The organism is Jatrophihabitans sp. (genome assembly GCF_036388195.1).
Lineage (GTDB): Bacteria > Actinomycetota > Actinomycetes > Mycobacteriales > Jatrophihabitantaceae > Jatrophihabitans_A.
Genome location: NZ_DASVSG010000033.1, coordinates 23,250 through 44,634 on the forward strand (window position 1 = coordinate 23,250; position 21,385 = coordinate 44,634).

Sequence of the window (21,385 nt, forward strand, 5' to 3'; positions counted from 1 at the left end):
GGATGGCCTAGCTGCTGGGTGGCCTAGCTGCTGGGTGGCCTAGCTGCTGGGAACCGGAAAGACCAGCTGGTCGAACGCGAGGATCGGCGGCTCGTCCCCGGACGCGGACAGCACGGCGAGCCGGATGTGCCACTGGGCGCCGGCGGTGGCCGCCTGGGAGGTCTGCTGCCACGCTGCCAGGTCGGCGGCGATGGCCCCGGCCGAATGTCTGGTCAGCTCGAGCTCGGGTATCAGGAGCACCGGCAGCACGGTGTGCAGCTCACCGATGGGCTCGGCGTAGCCGACCTCGAGGCGCAGCCGGACAGCTTCCGGTTGCTCCCCGACCACGGCATCGAAGGCGTTCTGCAGCGCCTCGGCGATCCCGGCGCCGGTCAGCGGCAACTCCTCACTCCACCGGACGCTGGGGGCGGCGACCTCACGCTGCTGCGCAGCGGAGATCAGCAGGAACGCCGGCGAGATCGGCAACCCGGCGGGCAGCACGGCATTGCGCTCGGCGGTGAGGGTGATCCGGGCGTCCGGATGGGGCGCCCCGCGCAGCCCCGGCCACTCCAGCCGGACGGTCGGCGGTCCTGGCGGTGGTGGCTCGGCGGGAAGGTACTCGCGGAGCTGGCCGCTGACCGGTCCGGGCGTCAGTGGCAGCTGCCGGTCAGCGCTCAACAGGCTGATCACCGGCCAGCCGTACTCGGCGCTCGAGCGGTGCACGATGAGCCGGTCCAGCAGCCGCGGGGCGCCCGGCTGGCTGAGGTAGCTGGCCCGTATCCGGTAGCCACCGGCCGGCGTGGTCTCGGACGGGGCTGAGCCGTGCCCGCCCGGCTGATGCTGGGCCCACGCCGCGGCGACGGCCGTCGCCAGCTCGGCCAGCGAGCCGGCGGCGTTCCGCACGGTCTCGGCATCCGGTGGCTCGGTGTCGGGCAGCGGGACATCCGGTGGGTGGGCACCGGGCAGCGGGACATCCGGTGGGTGGGTGTCGGGCAGCGGGATGTCCGGCGGCTGGGTGTCCGGCGGTTCGGTGTTCAGGCCGAGCAGCCTGGCCAGCTCCGGAGCCGCGGCGGCATATGCGGCCAGCGCTTCGGCCAGCGCCGTGCTGCCCGCGGTCGCGGCGAACGGCGGTGCGGGCTCCGACCACGACACCGTGATCACGTCCTGGGCGGCGTGCGGGTGGGTGTAGCTGAGGCCGGCCGTCCACTGCGCCGCCTCGGCCAGCGTGGGCAGCCCGGGTCCGGAGAAGGTCGGCGTGGCGGTCATCGCGGGCACCAAGGGCGGGCCCGGGTGCTCGCGCACCGGCAGCGGCAGGTCGGCTGGCGGCAACTCGGCGACGATGGTCTCGGGACGGTAGCTGCCGTCCAGCGGGTGGACGAACCGCAGCAGCACCGGCTCGGCTGACTCGGATTCGAGTTCGAGGGCGGCGAAGACCTGCCTCGGCTGGATCGACACGCTGGGAGCGCCGGTCGGGTCCAGGCTGGTCACCGCGAAGACACAGAAGGCGTGGGACGGGTCCAGCCCGGTCCGGCTGCTGCTGAGGCTGATCTCCGGCCTGCCGGGCCCGTCGAGGGCGCCGATCAGCCACGCCGGCGGCAGGCCGTCCCGGCCGTACGGGGAGACTGCGACGGCGCGGTGCTGCACGATCACCGTGCCGTACGCCGGCGCCAGGCCGCTCCGGGCGATGCCGGCCAGCGCGGCCCGGGCGCTGAGCAGACCGGGGTCGGACGTCGGGCTGGCCGGCTCGTCCAGCAGCGGCGCCAGCCCGCCGGCGATCGCAGGAGCCAGGTGGCGCCGGGCGTCGACCAGCTGCGCACGAGCGGGTTCTGGCAACCCCGCGCTGAGACAGCGATCGAGGTCGGCGAGGAACAACCGTGCCCAGGACTCCACGTCGGGCTGGTTGAAGTGCCGCAGGACCGGCGTGCCGCGGCGGCCTTGGTCGGTGATCGGCCTGATCCAGGTGTCGAAGTCGAGCAGCTGCTGATACGCCGGGCGCAGCCCGAACACCCGTGGGCCCAAGTTGCCGCCGGCCGACGGCTCGATCCGCACGCTGGCGAGGCCGGCGCTGCCGAAGGACACCACCCACAGCTCGTCGCTGGCGTCGGTGGCCAGCCGGACGGTGGGCAGCAGGGTCAGGCAGGCGTCCACCAGCGCGTCCCGGCTCGCCGGCGGGACGGCTGAATTGGCACGCTCGCCGGCCTGCGCTGTCCCGGCTCCAGCACGTGCCAGCCGGAGCGTCACGGTCAGCGGGACGGCCGGCGAGGTCATCCGCAGCGCCTGGCCGGGGGAGGCGGTGAGGGTGACCGGTGGTGGCGGCAGCAGCGCCCGGGCGCCGGGCCGGAACACCGGGACCATGGCGTTGTCCGCGATCAGCTCGGCGACCGACGGGGCACGGCCGTCCGTGGCCAGCCGGGCCAGCACCGCAGAGAGGGTGTCCTGCTCGGCCGTGGCGACGGTTCTGCCGCCGACCCCGAGCTGAACCCCTGGCAGCAGCAGCCCCAGCACCGAGGCGTTGGCGGCGGCGAACGCGGCGGGTGGGCAGCCGTGCTCGGCGGCGACCTCCACGGCGGTCAGCGGGTCGGCGCCGTCCCGGCCGCTGCCCAGCACCGCGAGCGGGCAGCTGAGCACCACGTCGGGGGCGAGCACCGCGCCGAGCCGGTCCAGCGCATCGGCGACCGCGTCCAGGGTGACACCGGCGTCCTGTTCGGCCAGCCGGGTGTGCAGGGACCGGAACGAGTCTCCGGCCACCGTGTCGGTGCGTACGGTCACCGGCTCAGCCTCGCCGGGTTCGACCTCGATGTCCGCATCGACGTCCGCATCGACGTCCACATCGACATCGGCATCGACGTCCGCGTCGACATCCGCCTTCGCCTCCACCTGAACCTCGACAGAGACGCCGGCCAGCAGGACGCCGGGAACATCGGCGTTGCCGGTGACGAGGTCCCGGGGCGTCGTGCCGAACCGCTGCGCCAGCGCGGCCAGGGTGTCGCCGGCCTGGGTGCAGCAGGGAGTCCGGGTGTCCGCCGGCAGCGTCACGATTCCGGGCAGCACGATGGCCGGCTCGGCGGCCAGCAGCAGGCCGCTGTTGTCCGCCAGCAGCCGCTCGGGCGTGATGCCCAGCCGGGCGGCGACCTGGGCGAGCGTGCTGGGGTCGGCCGGAACGGTGTCCGGCTCGATCTGGCCGGTGCGCATGGCCAGCGGCTGCCCGCTGCGCAGCAGGGCGTTCAACGGACGGTCGGCGTTGGCTGCGGCGAGGTGCTCGGCAAGCAGGCCGTAGCGGTCCAGCAGCTCGCCGAGGGTGGCGATCCCGGTGACCTCCGGTGGCTTGGCCGCAGCCGCAGCCCCCGCTGACAACTGAGCGGCAGCAGCGAAGCGCCGCAGCAACGCCAGGCCATCGGCGCTGGGCAGCACCAGGTCCGGATCGAGCGTGGTCAGCAGGGCGACCGTCAGCCCCGGCTTATCGAGCTGCGCGCGGATCAGCCGGTACCGCTCGGCGTGCTGGGCGGCGAGCGCGGCAGCCTGTTCTGGCCCGTCACCCGGGCCGGGCAACCCTCCGCCGGGCTGAGCGGACACCGTGACCGCGAGCGTCGGCTGGTCCACGGTCCCGTCAAGCTCGTACCCAGCCACCGCGGCGGGCCAGAACCGCACACCGACCAGCGGCGCATCAACCGATAGCTCATCGACCGAAGGCTCATCGACCGGAGGCGGAACTGGGGCTGTCACGCCCGAACCATAGCCGCGCGCGGGCTGTCAGCGGCCCCGATCGCTGGTACGTCGAGGGAATTGAGCCTCAGACCCGTTCGGCAGCCGGCTCAGGCAGCTCCCGCAGCCAGCTGACCGGGGACAGCACCAGCGGAACCAGCAGGCAGAGCGAGAGCCCGGCGAGGATCGCCAGCGCCGTCCGCAGCCCGAACACACCCGCGATGAGCCCGCCGACCGGTCCGGCGATGGAGCCGCCGCCGAACAGCAGCATCCGGAAGACCGCGTTCATCCTGCCCAGCAGGGACGGCGGCGTGCAGGTCTGGCGCAGGCTCATCATCACGACCTGCACCAGGCCGAGGCCGAGGTAGCTGGTGAAGAACGAGGCCACGAACAGCGCCGAGACGAACAGCTTGGGCCCTTGGGCGATCGGGATGAGGACGGGCGCCACGAAGATGGCCGTCATCGAGATCAGGTACACCCGGCCCAGGGGCAGCCACTTGATCACCTTGCGGGAGATCGACGCGCCGAGCAGGCCGCCGACCGCCGAGGCCGACAGCACGAAGCCGAGCATGAACGGAGACAGCCCCGCGTCCCGGACGGCGTAGACGATGAACAGCGTCTGGATGGACACCATGCAGAAGTTGCACGCGGGGCCCATCAACACCAGCGGCCGGAGGATCCGGTCGCCGAACACCCAGTTCCATCCGTCGGCCAGCTCCGTCCGCAGCCGGCGCTCGACGGCCGGTGGCGGCGGCTTCTCCTCCGCGCCGATCAGCATCAGGGTGACGATCGAGGCGAGGTAGGAGAACGCGTCGACCACCAGCGCTATCGGCGCCGTCAACGCGCCGACCAGCATGCCGGCGATACCCGGGCCGGCGACCTCGGCCGAGGACGAGGTGACACCGAGCTTGGCGTAGGCCTCGACGTAGTCCTTGCGATCCTTGATTATGCTCGGCACGTAGGACAGCCAGCTGACGTCGAACAGCACCGAGACGATCCCGATGCCGCACGCGATGACCAGCAGCGGGCCCATGCTGAGATGCCCGGTCTGGGACAGGATCGGCACCAGGGCGATGAGCAGCATCCGGGTGATGTTGGCGAACAGCATGACCGGGCGCCGGCGCACCCGGTCGACCCACACGCCGAACAGCAGCGCCAGCCCGAAGTAGGGCACCAGTTGCAGGAACCGCAGCAACCCGACCTGCTCGGTGCTGGCGTCGAAGAGCAACACCGCCGTCAGCGGCAGCGCGAGCGCCGTGACCTGGGTTCCGTACAGCGAGATCGTCTCGCCGAACCAGAACAGCAGGAAGTCGCGGTTGCGCAACAACCCCGGCTTGACCGCCTCCGCGTTCTCCGAGGAGTCAGTGCTGGTCGAGGTCATCGAAGGCCTTTTTCATCGAGTCGCATCGATCGGGCGGTTCGTCGGCAATGGTACACAGCGGGGCATCCGGCAGCCGGTGGTCAAAGCGGGCACGGCACTACGGCAACAGGAAGTCGTCGACGACCCGGGCAAGCTCGACGAGGGAGTCCTCGGTCCAGATCGAGTAGTGATTTCCTGGCAGAACGACCTCGACGAGGTCGGTCATGACCGTGTCCCACCGCATGGTCTCCGGCGGCGACTCGGCGGCCATCACATGCAGCACCTTGCCCTCGTACGTCGCCGGCGGCGCGTAGTTGTAGAGCGCCTGCAGGTGGGCGTTGAAGGTGCCATAGCGGTCCAGCAGCAGCTCCGCGTCGAGCTCTTCGGGCAGGATCTCGGCCTGCTCGATCCTGTCGAACATGTCAGCGGCGGCGATGTCGTCGGCAACGCCGGTGAAGACCGGGTCGATGTCCTCCTGCGGGATGCCGGACATGCCTGCCAGGTCAGCCATGAACCTGGCGACGACTGCTTTCTCGGGCGGGAACACCTCGACATACGGCAGGCCGGAGTCGACCAGCACCAGCCGGGCGGCCGGCGTTCCGGCGGCGGCCAGCCGGAGTGCCATGTCATAGGCCAGCGCGCCGCCGAGTGACCACCCGAGCAGCTGGAAATCGCCGGCCGGCTGGAACTCCCGGAGGATTCTCGAGTACTCCTCGGCGAGCACCGGAATCCGGTTGACCGGCGCGCGGTCGTTGTCGAAGCCCGGCGCCTCGAAGCCGAACACCGGCTGCTCGGCCGGCAGGAACTTCACCAGCCCGGTATAGGCATAGGCCGACCCGGACACCGCGTGGATGCAGAACAGCGGCTTCCGGTGACCCGAGTCGCGCAGCGGTACCAGGCGTTCCAGATCCTCAGGCATTGACTGAGTCGCCGGCGCGAGCGGCTGTCATCTCGTCCAGGGCGGAGGAGATGGCGCTGACCGTCGCGTTGGCGTACAGCTTCCTGATGTTGATCTTGACTCCGAAGGTCTTGTTGATCCGGCTGACGACCCGCATCGCCTGCAGCGAGTTGCCGCCGATGTCGAACAGGCTGGATTCCGCGCCCACCACTCCGGCGTCCAGCCCGAGCACATCGGCGAAGATGTCAGCGACCGTCCGCTCGGTCGGCGTGCGCGGCGCCACCACCGTCGCGTCCTCGGCAAGCGGCTCCTCCACCGGCTCGGGCAGCGCCTTGCGGTCGATCTTGCGCGCGGCGGTCAGCGGGAACTCCTCCAGCACCATCCACGCCGTCGGCACCATGTAGTCGGGCAGCGAGGCGCTCAGGTGCTCACGGATCTCGCGGAGATCCAGCGGCTGCTCGCCCTTCTGGGTGAGGTAGCCGACGAGCTGGTTGTCGCCCTGGCGGTTCGGCCGCATCACCACGACCGCGAGCCGCACCGAGGGATGGGTCAGCAACGCCGACTCGATCTCACCCAGCTCGATCCGCAGGCCACGCAGCTTGACCTGGGTGTCGATCCGCCCGAGGAAGTCGATCTCGCCCTCGCGGTTCCAGCGGACCAGGTCACCGGTCCGGTAGACCAGCCGGTCCGGGAAGTACGGATCCGGAACGAACTTCTCGGCGGTCAGCTCGGGACGGTTGAGGTAGCCCAGCGCCAGCGCGCCGTCCTCCCCGCCGACCAGCAACTCGCCGGGAATGCCCCGCGGGACAAGGTGATTGAGCTCATCGACGATGTAGAGCTGCCGGTTCACCTCGGCATGGCCGATCGGTGGCGAGGTCTGCCACTCGATGTGCTCGCACTCGTACTCGGTGCAGGCGATGGATGCCTCGGTCGGGCCGTACAGGTTGACGAACCGCCGGCCCGGGAGGTTCCACTTGTTGACCAGCTCGGCCGGCACCGCCTCCGCGCCGCCCATCACGTACTTCAGGTCCGGGTACGGCCCCGCCTCCACCAACGACAGCATCGCCGGCGAGAGGCCCGCGTAGGTGGCGCGCTGGCTGCGCAGCAGCTGGGCCAGGCCCTCGGCCGACTGGCCCTCGTCGGGGGAGACCGCGACGATGCTCGCCCCCACCAGGAATGCCGTCCAGATCTCGCCCTGGGACATGTCGAAGGTCAGCGCCGGCAGCTGCAGCAGCCGGTCCTGCGGCCCGAGGTCGAAGGTGCGCCGGTAGGCCTCGGCGAAGAACTGCACACCCTTGTGCGCCATCACGACACCCTTGGGGGTGCCGGTGGAGCCAGAGGTGTAGAGGATGTAGGCCAGGGACTCCCGGGTCGCCCACTCCTCCAGCGGCTCGTCGGACGGGTGGGCCTCGATGGCCGGCCAGTCGGTGTCGATCCAGACGGTCGACCAGCCGGTGGACTCGGGCAGCCGGTCGGCGAACTGCGACCTGGTGATGAGGATCGGCGCCGAAGTGTCCTCGATCATGAACTGCAGGCGAGCCGGCGGGTGCTTCGGGTCCAGCATGGCGAAGGCGGCGCCGGCCTTGAGCACCCCGAGCATGGTGACGTAGGCGTCGATGTCACGGTCGATGATCACCGCCACCACCTGGTTGTGCTGCACGCCCAGGGAACGCAGGTGCCTGGCCAGCTGATCGCCGCGGCGGTTGAGCTCGCCGTAGCTGATCTCGACGTCCTTGCAGACGACGGCCAGCGCATCGGGATTGGCAGCGGCGCGGTTGGCGAACCCGACGTGCAGCGGCACCTGCTCGTAGGGGACCAGCTCGCCCTTGCCGAGCTCGATGAGCTCCCGCTGCTCCTCCTCCGACAGCAGCTCGATCTCCGACAGCCGCAGCTCCGGCGACTTGGTGACCGTCGTGAGCACCGTCTGCAGGTGGCGTGCCATCGCTTCGATCCGCCACGCGTCGAACATGTCGGTCGAGTACTCGATTCCCACCCGGAGCTGGTCGCTGCTCTCGAAGAAGTTCATCGACAGGTCGAAGCGGGCGTTGATGGACTTCTGGTCCAACGGCTCGGTGCGCAGGCCGGCCAGCCGCAGGCTCGCGCCGGACAGGCTCTCGCCCTGCAGCTGGGCCGCTACCTGGAACAGCGGATTGCGGCTGGCGTCGCGCGCCGGGGCCACCCGGTCGACGACCTGGTGGAAGGGAACCTCCTGGTGCTCGTAGAGGTCCAGGCTGGCGTCGGCGATCCGGTCCACCAGGTCGCCGAAGGACGGGTCACCGGACAGGTCCGAACGCAGCACGGTCATGTTGATGAACAGGCCCACCACCGCTTCGAGCTCCGGGTCGACCCGGCCCAGCATCGGCACGCCGATGGGGATGTCGTAGTGGCCGGTGTACCGGCTCAGCACCACCTTGAACGCTGCGGCCAGAACCACGTACAGCGATGCCCCGTGCTCCTGGGCCAGGGCGCGCGCCGCGGTCAGCAACTCCGGCGGGAAGTCCCACATCAGGGTCGCGCCGCGGTGATTGGCCGTGGCGGGCCGCCGGCGGTCGGCGGGCAGGTCCAGCACCGGCAGCGCGGCGAGCCGTTCCTGCCAGAACTGCAGCTCGGCCTCGAGGTCCTCGCCCTGCAGCCGGTCGCGCTGCTGGGCGGCGTACTCGGCGTAGCTGATCTCCGGCTCGGGCAGGTCCGGAGTCTGCCCGGCGGCCAGCGCCTGGTACGCGGCGGCCAGGTCGCTGTTCACCGTGCCGCTCGACCAGCCGTCCATCACGATGTGGTGGAACTCCTCGGCGAACACGTACTCCTGCGGGCCCAGCTCGAACAGGGTGAACCGGCAGAGCGGGCCGGCCTCCATGTCGAAGGGTGTGGCGGTCTGCTTGTCCAGCGCTGCCCGCAGCTGCTCCTCCCGGGACTCCGGGGCCACCTCGGTGAGGTCCACGACGGCGAGCTCGGCATCGCCCGGCGGCTGGATCACCTGGTAGGGCGAGCCGTCGGCGGACCGGATGCTGGAGCGGAGCGCGTCGTGCCGGGCCAGGACCAGGCTCAGCGACCTGCGGAGGACGTCGACGTCCAACGGGCCGTGCACCCGCCAGGACAGCAGGATGTTGTACGTCGTCGTCCCTGGAGCCATCTGCTCCAGGAACCACAGCTGCTCCTGGCCGAACGAGACGGGCAACCGGGTCTCCGCAACCCCAGGCGTGTCTTCTGATGTCTCGGGAGAAACCCTGTTCATTGTCACTTTCAGAACGCTCCGTTCGATATGTGGCGAGCCCGAATCATATCTTCGAGCCGATTCAAACCATCCCGTAGCTCGGCCGGGGGTATCGCCATGCCGAGCCGGAAGGCACTGGTCCCGCCCACCGTCTCGGCGGGCATCAGCAGCACGCCCCGGTCCAACGCCTGCCGGCAGAAGGCCATCGAGTCCGAGCCGTCCAGCAGCTGGATCCAGGCGAACGGGGTGTCCTCCGGCGGGGTGAGCCGCAGCAGGTCGCCATGGCCCGAGACCCATCTCTGGAGGATCTCCAGGCCTTCGGCCACCTGGGCGTGGAAATCGGTCAGGTAGTACTCGCTCTTGCGCAGCACCTCACAGGCCAGCGCTTCGCAGAGCACCGAGTTCGAGATCGAGGTCAGGTGCTTGCGATCGGCGCAGGCCCGGACCAGGCCCTCGGGGCCGTACATCCACCCGATCCGCAGGCCCGGGAACCCGTAGACCTTGGACAGCCCCGACACCGAGAGGACCCGGTCGCTGCCGGCGACCGGCGGAGTGAGGTCGGACTCGTAGTTCTGGTCGAGCACCAGGTAGCCGTCGGACCGCTCGAGGATCTCGACCAGCCGCTTGAGGGTGGCGGCCCGGGTGCGCCGGCCGGTCGGGTTGCACGGCGAGACGACCACGATGACGCGCAGCCGGCTGGTCGCCGCCGCGGCGACCGCGTCCACGTCGATCTCGAAGTCGCCGCTCAGCGGCATCACATCGACCTGGCAGCCCATCAGCGCCGGCGTGTCCCAGGACTGCCGCCAGCCGGGACGGAAGGTGATCAGCTGGTCGCCCGGCTTGAGCAGGATGCTGTACAGCAGCGCCAGCGCCTCCTGGCCGCCGTGCGTCACCAGCACCGACTCGGCGGAGCCCCGGTACAGCTGCGCGATCTCCTCGCGCAGCTCCGCGGTGCCGCGGTCGGCGCCGTAGTCGAGCTCGAGGTCATGCGGGACGGTCAGATCACTGAGCCGCCTGCCCTGCACATAGCTGTGCGACAGATCGACGTCGAACCGCCCAGGGGTGTCTTCGAACACCCACTTGTTCATCGGGTACTCAGATCCCGTGTGAGCTCCGGACACCGCTGTCATTCACTCAGCTCCTCGACGGCTCATGCGGGGTCCGACGGCGGCGCGGCCAGCGCGTGCCGCAGCCGCGGGCCGAAGGCGCCGCTGGCCACCAGCTCAGCGACCCCGGTCATGGTGATCGCGCCCTGGTCGTCGAACTGCACGTCGACGGCGCCGCCCTGCATCAGCACCTGTACCGTGTCCGACACCAGGCCGAGTTCGTGGCAGGCGGCGGCCGCGGCGCAGCTGCTGCTGCCGGAGGACAGCGTGTAGCCGGCTCCGCGCTCCCAGATCTCGATCCGGATGGTCTTGGAGTCGACCACCTGCGCGAACTGCACATTCGTACGGCTCGGGAAGGCCGGGTGGGTGGCGATCTGAGGACCGAGCTCGCGAGCCAGGTCCGGGGAAACCTCGTCGAGCACCAGCACGGTATGCGGATTGCCGTTGTTGAGGCTGGTCACGGTCACCGTCCGGTCGGCAAGCGCCAGCTCCTGCCCCAGCACCCGGTCGCCCAGGCCCAGGGCCGGGACGGCCGCGGCGGAGAAGTCCGGCGCGCCCATCCCGACGCTGACCAGGCCGCTGGCCGGATCGATGATCTCGACCGCGGTGTCCCCGCCCAGCGTCCGGACCACGAACCGGTTCCCGAGCCGATGGCGCGCGGCGAGGTACAGGCCGAAGATCCGGATGCCGTTGCCGCTCTTCTCGCACTCGGTGCCATCGGAGTTGTACAGCCGGGCCTCGATCGGCTCGCCCGGACGCACCGGTCCGAGCGGCCCGATCAGCACGCCGTCGGCGCCCACGCCGTAGTGCCGGTCGCACAGCAACCGGATGTTCTCGGCCGTCGGGCGGACGGCCAGGGCGGCGGGGTCGAGTATCAGGTAGTCGTTGCCCAACGCCTGGTACTTGACGAAGTCACCGGTCGCGGCGGCCATCGCCTCTGAGCGACTCACATGCTCGACCTGTTTTCACCGACGCTCTCGCCGAGGGCCACCTTGTCGTGCTCGTCGCCGTACCAGCGCTCATTCCACCGGGAGAAGGCCACGATCACGATGTCGCGGGTGCCGGTCTCGTCACTGGCCGGCTGGACGTCGGTCACATCGTGGGCGACCGCTCGATCGTCGATCAGCACGGCCGTGCCGGGGTCGAGCACCCCGGTCCAGAACGGCTCGTCGGCGCCCAGCTTCCACAGCCTGGTCTGGCCGTCGGTCACGGCATTGCGCCGGAGCACCGCGATCATGACGTATTCGTGGCCGTCCTGGTGCACCCCTTCCGGGGTCAGCACGCCGGGCTTCTCGTGTGAGGCGATCGTCCGGTTCTGGTGGACGTTGATCTGCCAGTCCTCATCGGTGCTGAGGCCGAACTCCTCGACGCCGCGGGCGATCAGCTTCGTGAAGTCGACCTCGATCGGCTGGTAGCTGCGCTTGTACCCGCCGCCGACCGGGTTGAACTCCTTGAGGGCCGTGTAGTCGCGGTGCGGCAGGAGGGCGAACTGCCAGCGCTCGCCGTCCCAGGACAGCCGGTACTGGGAGAACCGCTTGTAGCGGGTGCCGTTGCCCATGTACGGGTCGTGCGGAAGCTGCTCGTAGCTGGCCAGGATCTCGTCGTCGATCTCCGGCAGGTCCAGAAGGGCAAAGCCTTGGTCGTTCAGTGGCATTGCTGCAGCCTTTCGAGAGGAATTGTTCGGCTCAGACAGAGTGAACCGAGCTGGCCATGCGTTCGTCGAGGTAGCGGGCCGAGGAGTTCAGCCGCCAGATCGCGCCGCGGGCGATCCCGCGCCGCATCCCCTCCGAGCCCGCCGAGGGCGCGACGATGTTGTGGAACCACCCCTGCGCGTGCACGGAGTCGATGGTGATGTGCAGCTTGTGATAGACGATTCCGATGTCCGGCAGGCCGAGGCGCTGCCAGGCCGACACCACCGACTTGAACCGGTCGGGCACCAACCACTCGGTCATGCCGAGGAAGCCCACCGCCTCGGGGTAGTACCGCCGGTAGCGGCAGAGCAGCACGGCGAGGTTGCCCGACAGCAGCGCGTTGGCCGTGAGGACCCGGTCCAGCTCCTCCTGGGTGATCTCGAAGACGTCGAAGATCTTGTTGAACAGGTGGGTGTGCACCTCGTCGGGGTTGCCGTTGCCCATCTCGTCCCAGAAATTGGTGGCGATCTCCATCTTCGCCGGCCCGCTGGTCCCGATCTGCATCATCGCGAGAAGGTCGTCGAAGCGCCCGTCGACCACCGATTCCTGCAGGATGTAGGTCCGCAGATCCTCGGGGCCGGCCTGGTGCTGGATGAACTCGCGGTAGTAGGGGTGCTTGAAAACCCGGTGCTGGCGGGCGGCCTTCTTCAGCCAGCTCAGGTAGGCCTTGCCCTCCGAAGGAGCCTGCTCCAGCAACCCGTCGGGGATGTGCCGGTCCTCCTCCTGGATGGTGGCGAGCTCGAGCAGCCTGGTGACCTCGTGCAGCGCAACCGATCCCTCGGCGGTCGGGCCGTCCGGAATCTGGGTGGTGAGGTCATAGATACGCGCCAGGAGTTTCTGCTGCCAGAAGAATGCGGAGGGGTCGGTGAGCGCGGCGGAGTTGAGAGCCCGAACAGCGGTGACTGCCCGCACACGGCCCACTTCGCCCAAAGATTGATCGACCTTTTCGGCGGGCGTGGGCAGCCAACTCGAAATGGTGTCTACGATCGCGGGGTAATCGGCCAGGTCTTGCGGTGCCGCGACGCTCTGTGACATCAACTACTCCAATTGGGACTGCGCAGCGCAGATGGCCGGCGACGCGTGCAGCGCATGCCACCGGAAGGAGCCGTCAACGCATGACGATTCCCACTCGGTGGGGGCAGTGCAACGGCGTTAACGAGCCTCGACGGGGGGAGGACTGCGAAAGACCGGTTTTATGTGCCGACGGGACGGAGGACGGTGGGGTGTGGAAAGCGTTAACCGGTAGTCACGTGCCTGGGAGGGCATGCGACTACCAGCTATCACTTTTATCGGATTATGTCGGGGTGCCTCGAAGCTCGTTCAACCTAACAAGGCGAGATGACCAAATCAAGGGCTTAGTGCCCGATAATCGGCTACGCAACAGTAAGGGCGTTGTGAGTGTGAAGGCAGTCACGTACTATTCGCGTCCGCCATCCGGTCGGCGCCCACGTAGCACCTTGATGTGCTAACACCGCTGCCCGTTCTCGGGCAAGGTTCGCCGAAGCCTCGCCCGGGCGTCCCACGTTGACTTCAGGCATGTCAGGGCGGCAGCGGATCCGGGTCGGGATCGACACCGGCGGCACCTTCACCGACGTGGTGGCCTTCGACGAGCGGACCGGCGAGCTGGTCAGCACCAAGATCGCCTCCACCCCCGCGGACCCGGCGGAGGGGTTCCTGGCCGGCATCGACAAGGTGCTCGACGCCCTCGGCATCCCGCGCGAGCAGGCCGGCGACGTGCTGACCGCGGTCTGCCACGGCACCACGGTGGCCACCAACCAGCTGCTCGAGGGCAAGGTCGGCGTGCTGGGCTTCATCACCTCCGAGGGGTACGAGTCGATCCTCGAGATCGCCCGGCAGTCGGTGCCCGACGGCTACGGCAACAGCTACTTCTGGGTGAAGCCGGACCGGATCGTGCCGGCCGACCGGGTGAAGGCGGTCGGCGGCCGGCTGGACTACACCGGCGCGGAGGTCCGGCCCTTCGACGAGGCCGGCGCGGCCGGGATCGCCCGCTGGTTCCGGGACAGGGGCATCGACACCATCGGCGTCTGCCTGCTGCACTCCTATGCCAACCCCGCGCACGAGCAGCGGATGCGGGAGATCCTGGCGGCCGAGCACCCCGCGGCGGTGGTGTCGATCTCCTCGGAGGTGCTGCGCGAGTACCGCGAGTACGAGCGGTCGATGACCACCCTGGTGGACGCCGCCGTCAAACCCAAGGTGGCCGGCTACGTCGGCTCGATCAAGCGCCGGCTGGACGCGCTCACCGGCGAGCGGGAAGTCCCGTTCTACGTGATGAAGTCCAACGGCGGGGTGCTGTCGGCCGCCGAGGTGGTGCACCAGCCGATCACCACGGTGCTGTCGGGCCCGGCGGCCGGCGCGCTGGGCGCGGCGATGATCGCGCGCAACGCCGGGTTCAGCCGGGTGCTCACCTGCGACGGCGGCGGCACCTCGACCGACGTCTCGGTGGTGCTGGACGGCGAGCCGACCCTGACCACCGAGGGCGCCGTGGGCGCGTATCCGTCCAAGATCCCGATGATCGACGTGGTCACCGTGGGCGCCGGCGGCGGCTCGATCGCCTGGATCTCACCGGAGGGCGCGCTCAAGGTCGGCCCGAGGTCGGCGGGCGCGGACCCGGGGCCGCTCTGCTACGGAACCGGCGGCGCCGAGGTCACCATCACCGACGCGCACCTGGTGCTCGGCCGGATCCCGCCGCACCTGCTCGGCGGCGAGATCGGCCTGGACGTCGAGGCCGCCCGCGCCGGCCTGACCGCGCTGGCGGCCGAGTTGGGGCTCGAGGTGGCCGCCTGCGCGAACGGCGTGCTGGAGATCTCCGCCTGGAACCAGGCCAACGCGCTGCGCCAGGTCACCGTCCAGCGAGGCCTGGACGTCCGGGAGTTCACCCTCACCACCTTCGGCGGCTCGGGATCGCTGCTGCTCTGCCGGCTCATCGACATCCTCAACGTGCGGGGCGTGCTGGTGCCGCCGGATCCGGGCAACGTCTCGGCGTTCGGGCTGCTGACCGTCGACGTGAAGAACGACTACGTCCAGACCGCGGTGGCCAAGCACGCCGACCTGAAACCGACCGAGGTCGCCGCCGGCTTCGAGGGCCTGACCGCTCAGGCCGGCGCCGCGCTCGACCGGGAGGGTTTCGACCCCTCGCAACACCGCTTCGTCCGGACGGCCGATCTGCGCTACTTCGGGCAGGCGTTCGAGGTCAGGGTGCCGGTGCCCGACGGCGAGCTGACCGAGCCGGTGCTCGCGGGGGTGGCGGCGGCCTTCCACGACGCCCACCGCGGCCTGTACGGCTATGACTTCTCAGGCCAGCCGAGCCAGCAGATCGAGTGGGTGAACCTGCGGGTGTCGGGCATCGGCCCCATCCGGCGGCCGGAGCTGCGCCGGCGGCCGGCTCCGGAGGGTGGCGTCGAGCGGGCTCGGACCGGCAGCCGCGAGGTGTGCTTCGACGGCAGGAGCTACCAGCCGACGCCGCTGTACTGGCGGGAGCGGCTGGGCCCCGGCGACGTCCTGACCGGACCGGCGGTGATCGAGGAGTTCGGCTCGACGGTCCCGCTGCACCCGGGCTTCACCGCCCGGCTGGACGACTACGCCAACCTGCTGATCACCCGGACGGAGCAGGGCCGATGACCGGTGCCCCCGCCACGGACTCGCTGCCCGCCGGCTCGCTCACCCCGGACCGGGGCGCGCAGGTGGACCCGATCGTCCTGGAGATCGTCCAGGGCAGCCTCGCCGCGGTCGAGCGAGAAGTGGAGACCGCGATCGCCCGCACCTCCCGCTCGCCGATGATCCGCGACGCGCACGACTTCCGGGCCGGCATCCACGACCGGTTGCTGCGCAAGCTGACCGGGCGCAGCTACTCCGCGCTGGTGCACCCGATCGCCCGGGACTTCCCGCTCGCCGAGATGCGTCCGGGGGACGTGTTCTTCCACAACGACGTCTACCGGTCCGAGGGCGGGATCGGCCACCTGCCCGACCTGTGCGTCACCGTTCCGGTTTTCGTCGAAGGAGCATCCGGCCCCGAAGTGGTCGCCTTCGTGCAGGCGTTCGGCCATCACGACGACATCGGCGGCGCGGTTCCCGGCTCGATGCCCAGCTCGGCCACCAGCGTCTTCGAAGAGGGCCTGATGGTGCCGCCGATCAGGCTCTGGGACGCCGGCGTGCCGAACCGGGCCGCGCTGACCATCATGACCCGCAACTCCCGGATGCCGGACTCGCTGGCGGCGGACCTGGATGCCGAATGCGCCGCGTGCCTGATGGGCTCGCGCCGGCTGGCGGAGCTGTTCGCCCGCTACGGGCGCGAGACGGTGGAGGCCTGCTTCGACCAGATCGTCGACCGCACCACCGAGACGTACCGTCGCGAGATCCTCACCAAGATCCCGGTCGGCAGCTGGACCTGGGAGGACTACGCCGAGCACGACGGCGTCGAGCCGCCCAAGCTGCACACCCAGCGGATCACCCTCACCCGGACCGGCCCCGACGATGCGCAAGGCGAACGGCTGATCCTCGACTTCACCGGCACCGCGCCGCAGGCCAAGGGCCCGATCAACCACTGCGGGAACTACGCCGACGGCAACTTCCTGAAGAAGTGGCTGGCGCCGGTGCTGCGCAACCTCGCCGACAGCCCCGAGCGGATGGCCGAGCTCGACGTCAACGAGGGCGTGGTGCCGCTGATCGAGATGCGGTTCCCGCCGCCCGGCACCCTGCTGACCCCGGTGTTCCCGGCGCCGACGAACGCTCGGACGTTCGTCATCCTGCGGCTGCTGGGGGTGCTGGCCGGAGTGCTGGCCAAGGCGGTCGACGGCCGGATGCCGGCCGACCAGGAGACCATCCGCTACACCGGGGTCTACGGCGAGGACTCCGACGGCAACCCGTACCTGATGCGCGAGGTGCTCGGCGGCGGCTCGGGTGGGCGGTACTACGCCGATGGCGAGGACACCATCCATGTGGTGCCCGATTCCCGCAACCTGCCCACCGAGTTCACCGAAGCCCGGTTCCCCTTCCTCGTCGAGCGATTGGGCCTGGCCGTGGACTCCGGGGGGCCGGGGGAGTTCCGCGGCGGGCTGGGCTACGACAAGCACATCCGGATGCTCAAGGACGGCCACTTCATGTCCATCGCCGACCGGTCGATCCTGGCCTGCTGGGGAGTGAAGGGGGGCAGGGCCGGCCAGCCGTTCTCGGTGGTGATCGACCCGGGCGGGGAGAACGAGCGGGTGGTGGACGCCCTCGCCGATGCGGAGCCGGTCCGGGCCGGTGAGGTGATCCGGATCCGCACCACCGGCGGCGGTGGCTGGGGCGACCCGCTGCGCCGGGCGCCTGAGGCGGTGCTGCGCGACGTCCGGTGGGGCAAGGTGTCGGTTCCGGCCGCCCGTGCCGACTACGGGGTGGTGCTGACCGGCAGCGGCGACGAGCTGGCGCTGGATGCCGCGGCGACCGCGGCGTTGCGGGCCGAGTTGGCCGCGGCCCGGCCGGCTGACCAGCCGTTCTTCGACCGCGGCCCCGGCTATGCCACGCTCTCCGGCGGCGCGGAGTCCTCCGTGTACGACCGCCTAATCTGAGCCGATGGACACCCCGCGGCTGAGAACCGTCGATGCCTTCACCGACCGGCCGTTCAGCGGCAACCCGGCCGGCGTGGTGCTGCTGGAGCGGCCGCGGTCGGCGGACTGGATGGCCGCGCTGGCCGCCGAGCTGGGCTACTCGGCGACCGCCTTCGTGATCCCGGACGAGCTGCCCGGCGCCGACTACCGGCTGCGCTGGTTCAGCCCGGCCGTCGAGCTGGACATGTGCGGGCACGCGACGCTGGCCGCTGCGCACTGCCTGTTCGGCGACGGGGTCGACCTGCCGGTGAGGTTCGCCACCCGCAGCGGCGTGCTGACGGTTTCCGCGATGGGCGACGGCGCGCTGCGGATGGACTTTCCGGCCTGCCCGCCGTCCGTCGTCCCGGCTCCGGACGGCCTGGCCGAGGCGTTGGGTGATGCCCGGCCGCTCTGGGTGGGCCGGGGCGCGACCGACGACCTGCTGGTCGCGCTCGCCGATGCCGGGACGGTTCGCCAGCTGCGTCCAGACCTGGCCGCGGTGGCCCGGCTGGGCGGGCGCAGCCTGCTGGTCACCGCCGCTGCTGACGGGCCCGACCACGACTTCGTCTCCCGGGTGTTCGCGCCGAGGATCGGCATCCCCGAGGACCCGGTCACCGGCAGCGCGCACACCGTCCTCGGCCCGTACTGGGCAGCCAAGCTCGGCCGGGACGAGCTGACCGGCAGGCAGCTGTCCGCGCGGGGCGGCGTGATCGGGATCCGGGTGGCAGGCGATCGGGTGCTGCTCACCGGCCGGGCGGTCACCGTTCTGCAGGGCCATCTCACCGCCGCGGCCGCTCCGGTCGATCTCGCCGAGCAGGTCGGATGAGCCAGCCGAACCCCGCCGGCGGGCCGCTGGCCGATCTCCTGGTGATCGACCTGTCCCGGGCGCTGGCCGGTCCGCATGCGGCGATGATGCTGGGGGATCAGGGCGCCCGGGTGATCAAGGTCGAGGCGCCGGGGCAGGGCGATGACACCCGGGGCTGGGGGCCGCCGTTCGTGCAGCCCGATGGCGCCGCGCGGGAGTCGACGTACTTCCTGTCCTGCAACCGCAACAAGGAATCGATCACGCTGGATCTGAAGGACCCGGCCGGCGCGGCGGTGCTGACCCGGCTGGTCCGGCACGCCGACGTGCTGGTGGAGAACTTCCGGACCGGGGTGCTGGACCGGCTCGGTTTCTCGATGGCCCGACTGCAGGAGCTCAACCCGCGGCTGGTGATCCTCTCGATCACCGGCTTCGGCCACGACGGCCCCGAGGGAGGCCGGCCGGGCTACGACCAGATCGCCCAGGGCGAGGGCGGGTTGATGTCGCTGACCGGCTCGTCACCGGAGGATCCCACCAAGGTCGGCGTCCCGATCGCGGACCTGCTGGCCGGGATGTACGGCGCGTACGGGGTGCTGGCCGCCCTGCACGAGCGGCACCGCACCGGCCGCGGCCAGGTGGTGCGCACTTCGCTGCTGGCCGGCATGATCGGGGTGCATGCCTTCCAGGGCACCCGCTACACCGTGGCTGGGGAGGTGCCCGGGGTCGCGGGCCGCCACCATCCGTCGATCTGCCCGTACGGGCTGTTCTCGGCCGCGGACGGGATGGTGCAGATCGCCGTCGGCAGCGACCGGCTGTGGCAGTCCTTCGCGGCCGCGTTCGGGGTCGACCGTCCCGAGTGGGCCCGCAACGCCGACCGGGTAGCCGACCGGGATGCGGTCATCGCCGCCATCGACGACGCCTTCGGCCGGTACCCCCGGGAGCGGCTGATGACCATCCTGGCCGAGCTCGGGACACCGGCCGGCCAGGTGCGCTCGCTGGATGAGGTCTATGACTGGGAGCAGACCAGGTCCCAGGGGTTGCTGATCGAGGTGGAGCACCCGAGCCTGGGCGCGCTGTCCCTGCCCGGCCCGCCGATCCGCTACGACAGCGGCGGGCTCAGCAGGCACCGGCCGCCACCGACGCTCGACCAGCACGGCCAGGCGATCCGCGACTGGCTGGACTCGATCGACCCGCCCGACTAGCCAGGCCAGCCGCAGGCCAGCCGACCCGTCGGGAAAGCCCGGCACGCAGGTGGTGAGCGACCCGGCGGCGCGCTCTCGTCGTACGTCTGAAAACACACCCAATGTAAAACGGCCTGTTCGCCACCTCCTCATCTGACATACGCGGAGGCCTGCAGGCTGAAGAGCTCTGCGTAACGCCCGTCCTGCGCCATGAGCGCCTCGTGGTCGCCCTGCTCGATGATCTGACCCTTGTCGAGGACGTAGATGCGGTCGGCGTCGCGGACGCTTGAGAACCGGTGAGAGATCAGCAACACCGAACGGCCCGCGAACAACGTCCGGATACGCGCGAAGAGATCATGCTCAGACTGTGCGTCCAGAGACGCCGTCGGCTCGTCGAGGATCACGAAAGGCGCGTTGCGGAAGAACAGCCGGGCGAGGGCGACCTTCTGCCACTGACCGAGGGACAGATCGACGCCGCCGACGAACTCGGGACCCAGCTGTGTGTCGTACCCATCGGCGAGCGCCTGCAGGTCCTCGTGAACGCCCGCGCGAAGCGCCGCGTCGACCACCCGGTCCTGGTGATGGAAGTCTTTGTGACGGCCAAGAGCGATGTTGTCATAGACCGGCAGGTCGTAGCGCTCGAAGTCCTGGAAGATGATCCCCACCTGGTTGCGCAGCGCGTCCCGGTCGACCTCAGCGCTGTCGACCCCGTGGATCACGACACGGCCCCGCTCAGGGACGTAGAGGCCGGCCAGCAGCTTGGCCAGCGTGGTCTTGCCGGAGCCATTCGCGCCCACGAGGGCCACGACCTCGCCGGGCTCGATATGCATCGACACCCCCCGCAACGTCGGCTCGGCTGAACCGGCATACGAGAACCAGACCGCCTCGGTGGCGATCGGGCCCACCGCGCCCGCAGCAGCCGGCCGCTCTGCGGGGGCGCTGTACGCCGGCGCCAGCGCCAGGAACGCGAGGTAGTCCTCGACGAACATCGCGGCCTCCAGCAGGTTCTCGGCGCTCATGCTGCCCATGCTGAGGCGCTGGCTCAGCAGGAGCAGGGCGCCGGCCGCCGCGGCAGCGCTGGGACCGGAGACCTGACCACTGAACGTCAGCGCCAGCAGCAGCGCGAGCGACAAGCCCACGATGGCCGATGTCGCGAGGCCGCCGACAAGCGCGTAGCGCAGCTGCCGTGCCGTCGCTGTGCGGAGCTCGGCGACCCGGTGTTCGTAGAGCGTGTCGTGCCGATTGCGCAGGTAGCCGGCCAGTTGCATGGCGCGCACTTCCTTTGCCGACTCGCGGTGGCTCAGGAGGCTCGCGAGGTAGTTGCGTTCCCGGTCGCGCGGGGTCACCGAGTACGCGAAGCGATAGAACGCCTCGGCGCGCCGGCCTGATAGCAGAACCGCTGGCGCCACAGCGAGCACGGCGAGCGGAACGAGCGCCGGCTTCAGTGCGGCAAGGGCGATGAGCGCGCCCAGGGCGCCTGCTCCGGATTGGATCAGTCCGATCGCGCTCTGGACGACTACGGGTGCCCGGGAGACCGCACTCTGGGCACGTGAGATCGAGTCGTGGAAGGCCGGCTCGTCGAACGACGCCACCTCGACGGTGCTGCCGACCTCGAGGATCGTGGCCTGCGCATGGCGGGCCGTCAACTCCGCGAGCATCTGCTGCTGGCGCGCCACCAGCGCCTGCCCGATGCTGAGGGCAGCCGACAGCCCGGTCACGGCGATGATCGCCGGCGCGAGCTCCGACCACTGGCTGTCCTGACCCCGGGTTGACAGCGCGGCCGACACAAACTTCTGACCCAGCAGGACCAGTGCTGCGTATCCAACCGCGCTGAGGACCTCCAGGACGCATACGGAGATGAGCTCCCGCC

13 protein-coding genes are annotated in these 21,385 nt (G+C 70.3%); 4 read left to right on the forward strand and 9 right to left on the reverse strand.

The features are described 5' to 3' along the window. Positions 1-39: 39 nt before the first annotated feature. From VF612_RS02750 to VF612_RS02785, 8 genes are all read right to left on the reverse strand, one after another. Positions 40-3,702 (reverse strand): LysM peptidoglycan-binding domain-containing protein, encoded by a 3,663-nt coding sequence (locus tag VF612_RS02750; RefSeq protein ID WP_408658312.1) that lies wholly within the window; start codon positions 3,700-3,702, stop codon positions 40-42. A gap of 67 nt (positions 3,703-3,769) precedes the next feature. Next, on the reverse strand, positions 3,770-5,062 hold the full coding sequence (locus VF612_RS02755) for an MFS transporter (RefSeq protein WP_408658313.1): 1,293 nt from the start codon (positions 5,060-5,062) through the stop codon (positions 3,770-3,772). 97 nt (positions 5,063-5,159) lie between these two features. Further along, the gene (locus tag VF612_RS02760; protein ID WP_408658314.1) at positions 5,160-5,960 is read right to left on the reverse strand and encodes an alpha/beta fold hydrolase; all 801 of its coding nucleotides are present in this window, start codon (positions 5,958-5,960) and stop codon (positions 5,160-5,162) included. Beyond that, positions 5,953-9,114 carry a non-ribosomal peptide synthetase gene (locus VF612_RS02765; RefSeq protein WP_408658315.1) on the reverse strand — a complete coding sequence of 1,054 codons (3,162 nt, stop codon included), beginning with the start codon at positions 9,112-9,114 and terminating at the stop codon, positions 5,953-5,955. The genes VF612_RS02760 and VF612_RS02765 overlap by 8 nt, the downstream gene beginning before the upstream one ends. Positions 9,115-9,179: 65 nt before the next feature. Then, the gene (locus VF612_RS02770) at positions 9,180-10,238 is read right to left on the reverse strand and encodes a pyridoxal phosphate-dependent aminotransferase (RefSeq protein WP_408658316.1); all 1,059 of its coding nucleotides are present in this window, start codon (positions 10,236-10,238) and stop codon (positions 9,180-9,182) included. 62 nt (positions 10,239-10,300) lie between these two features. Continuing rightward, positions 10,301-11,206: a diaminopimelate epimerase gene (gene dapF, locus VF612_RS02775; protein WP_408658317.1), complete on the reverse strand. Its 906-nt coding sequence runs from the start codon at positions 11,204-11,206 to the stop codon at positions 10,301-10,303. Continuing rightward, the gene (locus VF612_RS02780) at positions 11,203-11,910 is read right to left on the reverse strand and encodes a 2OG-Fe dioxygenase family protein (protein ID WP_408658318.1); all 708 of its coding nucleotides are present in this window, start codon (positions 11,908-11,910) and stop codon (positions 11,203-11,205) included. Before VF612_RS02780 ends, dapF begins: the two co-directional genes overlap by 4 nt. A 31-nt stretch (positions 11,911-11,941) precedes the next feature. Then, complete coding sequence (locus tag VF612_RS02785) at positions 11,942-12,859, reverse strand: iron-containing redox enzyme family protein (protein WP_408658319.1); 918 nt, start codon at positions 12,857-12,859, stop codon at positions 11,942-11,944. Positions 12,860-13,483: 624 nt separating this feature from the next. On the opposite strand from VF612_RS02785, the gene VF612_RS02790 reads away from it, so the two are divergent. The 4 genes from VF612_RS02790 to VF612_RS02805 are packed head-to-tail and all read left to right on the forward strand — an operon-like array spanning position 13,484 to position 19,536. Further along, entirely contained in the window at positions 13,484-15,586 is a 2,103-nt protein-coding gene (locus VF612_RS02790; protein WP_408658320.1) for a hydantoinase/oxoprolinase family protein, read from the forward strand. Next, positions 15,583-17,514, forward strand: a complete 1,932-nt coding sequence (locus VF612_RS02795) for a hydantoinase B/oxoprolinase family protein (protein WP_408658321.1) — start codon at positions 15,583-15,585, stop codon at positions 17,512-17,514. The genes VF612_RS02790 and VF612_RS02795 overlap by 4 nt, the downstream gene beginning before the upstream one ends. A 4-nt stretch (positions 17,515-17,518) precedes the next feature. Then, complete coding sequence (locus tag VF612_RS02800) at positions 17,519-18,358, forward strand: PhzF family phenazine biosynthesis protein (RefSeq protein WP_408658322.1); 840 nt, start codon at positions 17,519-17,521, stop codon at positions 18,356-18,358. Then, positions 18,355-19,536, forward strand: coding sequence for a CaiB/BaiF CoA transferase family protein (locus tag VF612_RS02805; RefSeq protein ID WP_408658323.1), 1,182 nt, complete (start codon positions 18,355-18,357; stop codon positions 19,534-19,536). The genes VF612_RS02800 and VF612_RS02805 overlap by 4 nt, the downstream gene beginning before the upstream one ends. A 128-nt stretch (positions 19,537-19,664) precedes the next feature. Here VF612_RS02805 and VF612_RS02810 read toward each other — a convergent pair. Next, positions 19,665-21,385, reverse strand: a 1,721-nt coding sequence (locus VF612_RS02810) for an ABC transporter ATP-binding protein (RefSeq protein ID WP_408658324.1), incomplete at its 5' end; no start/stop codon positions are given.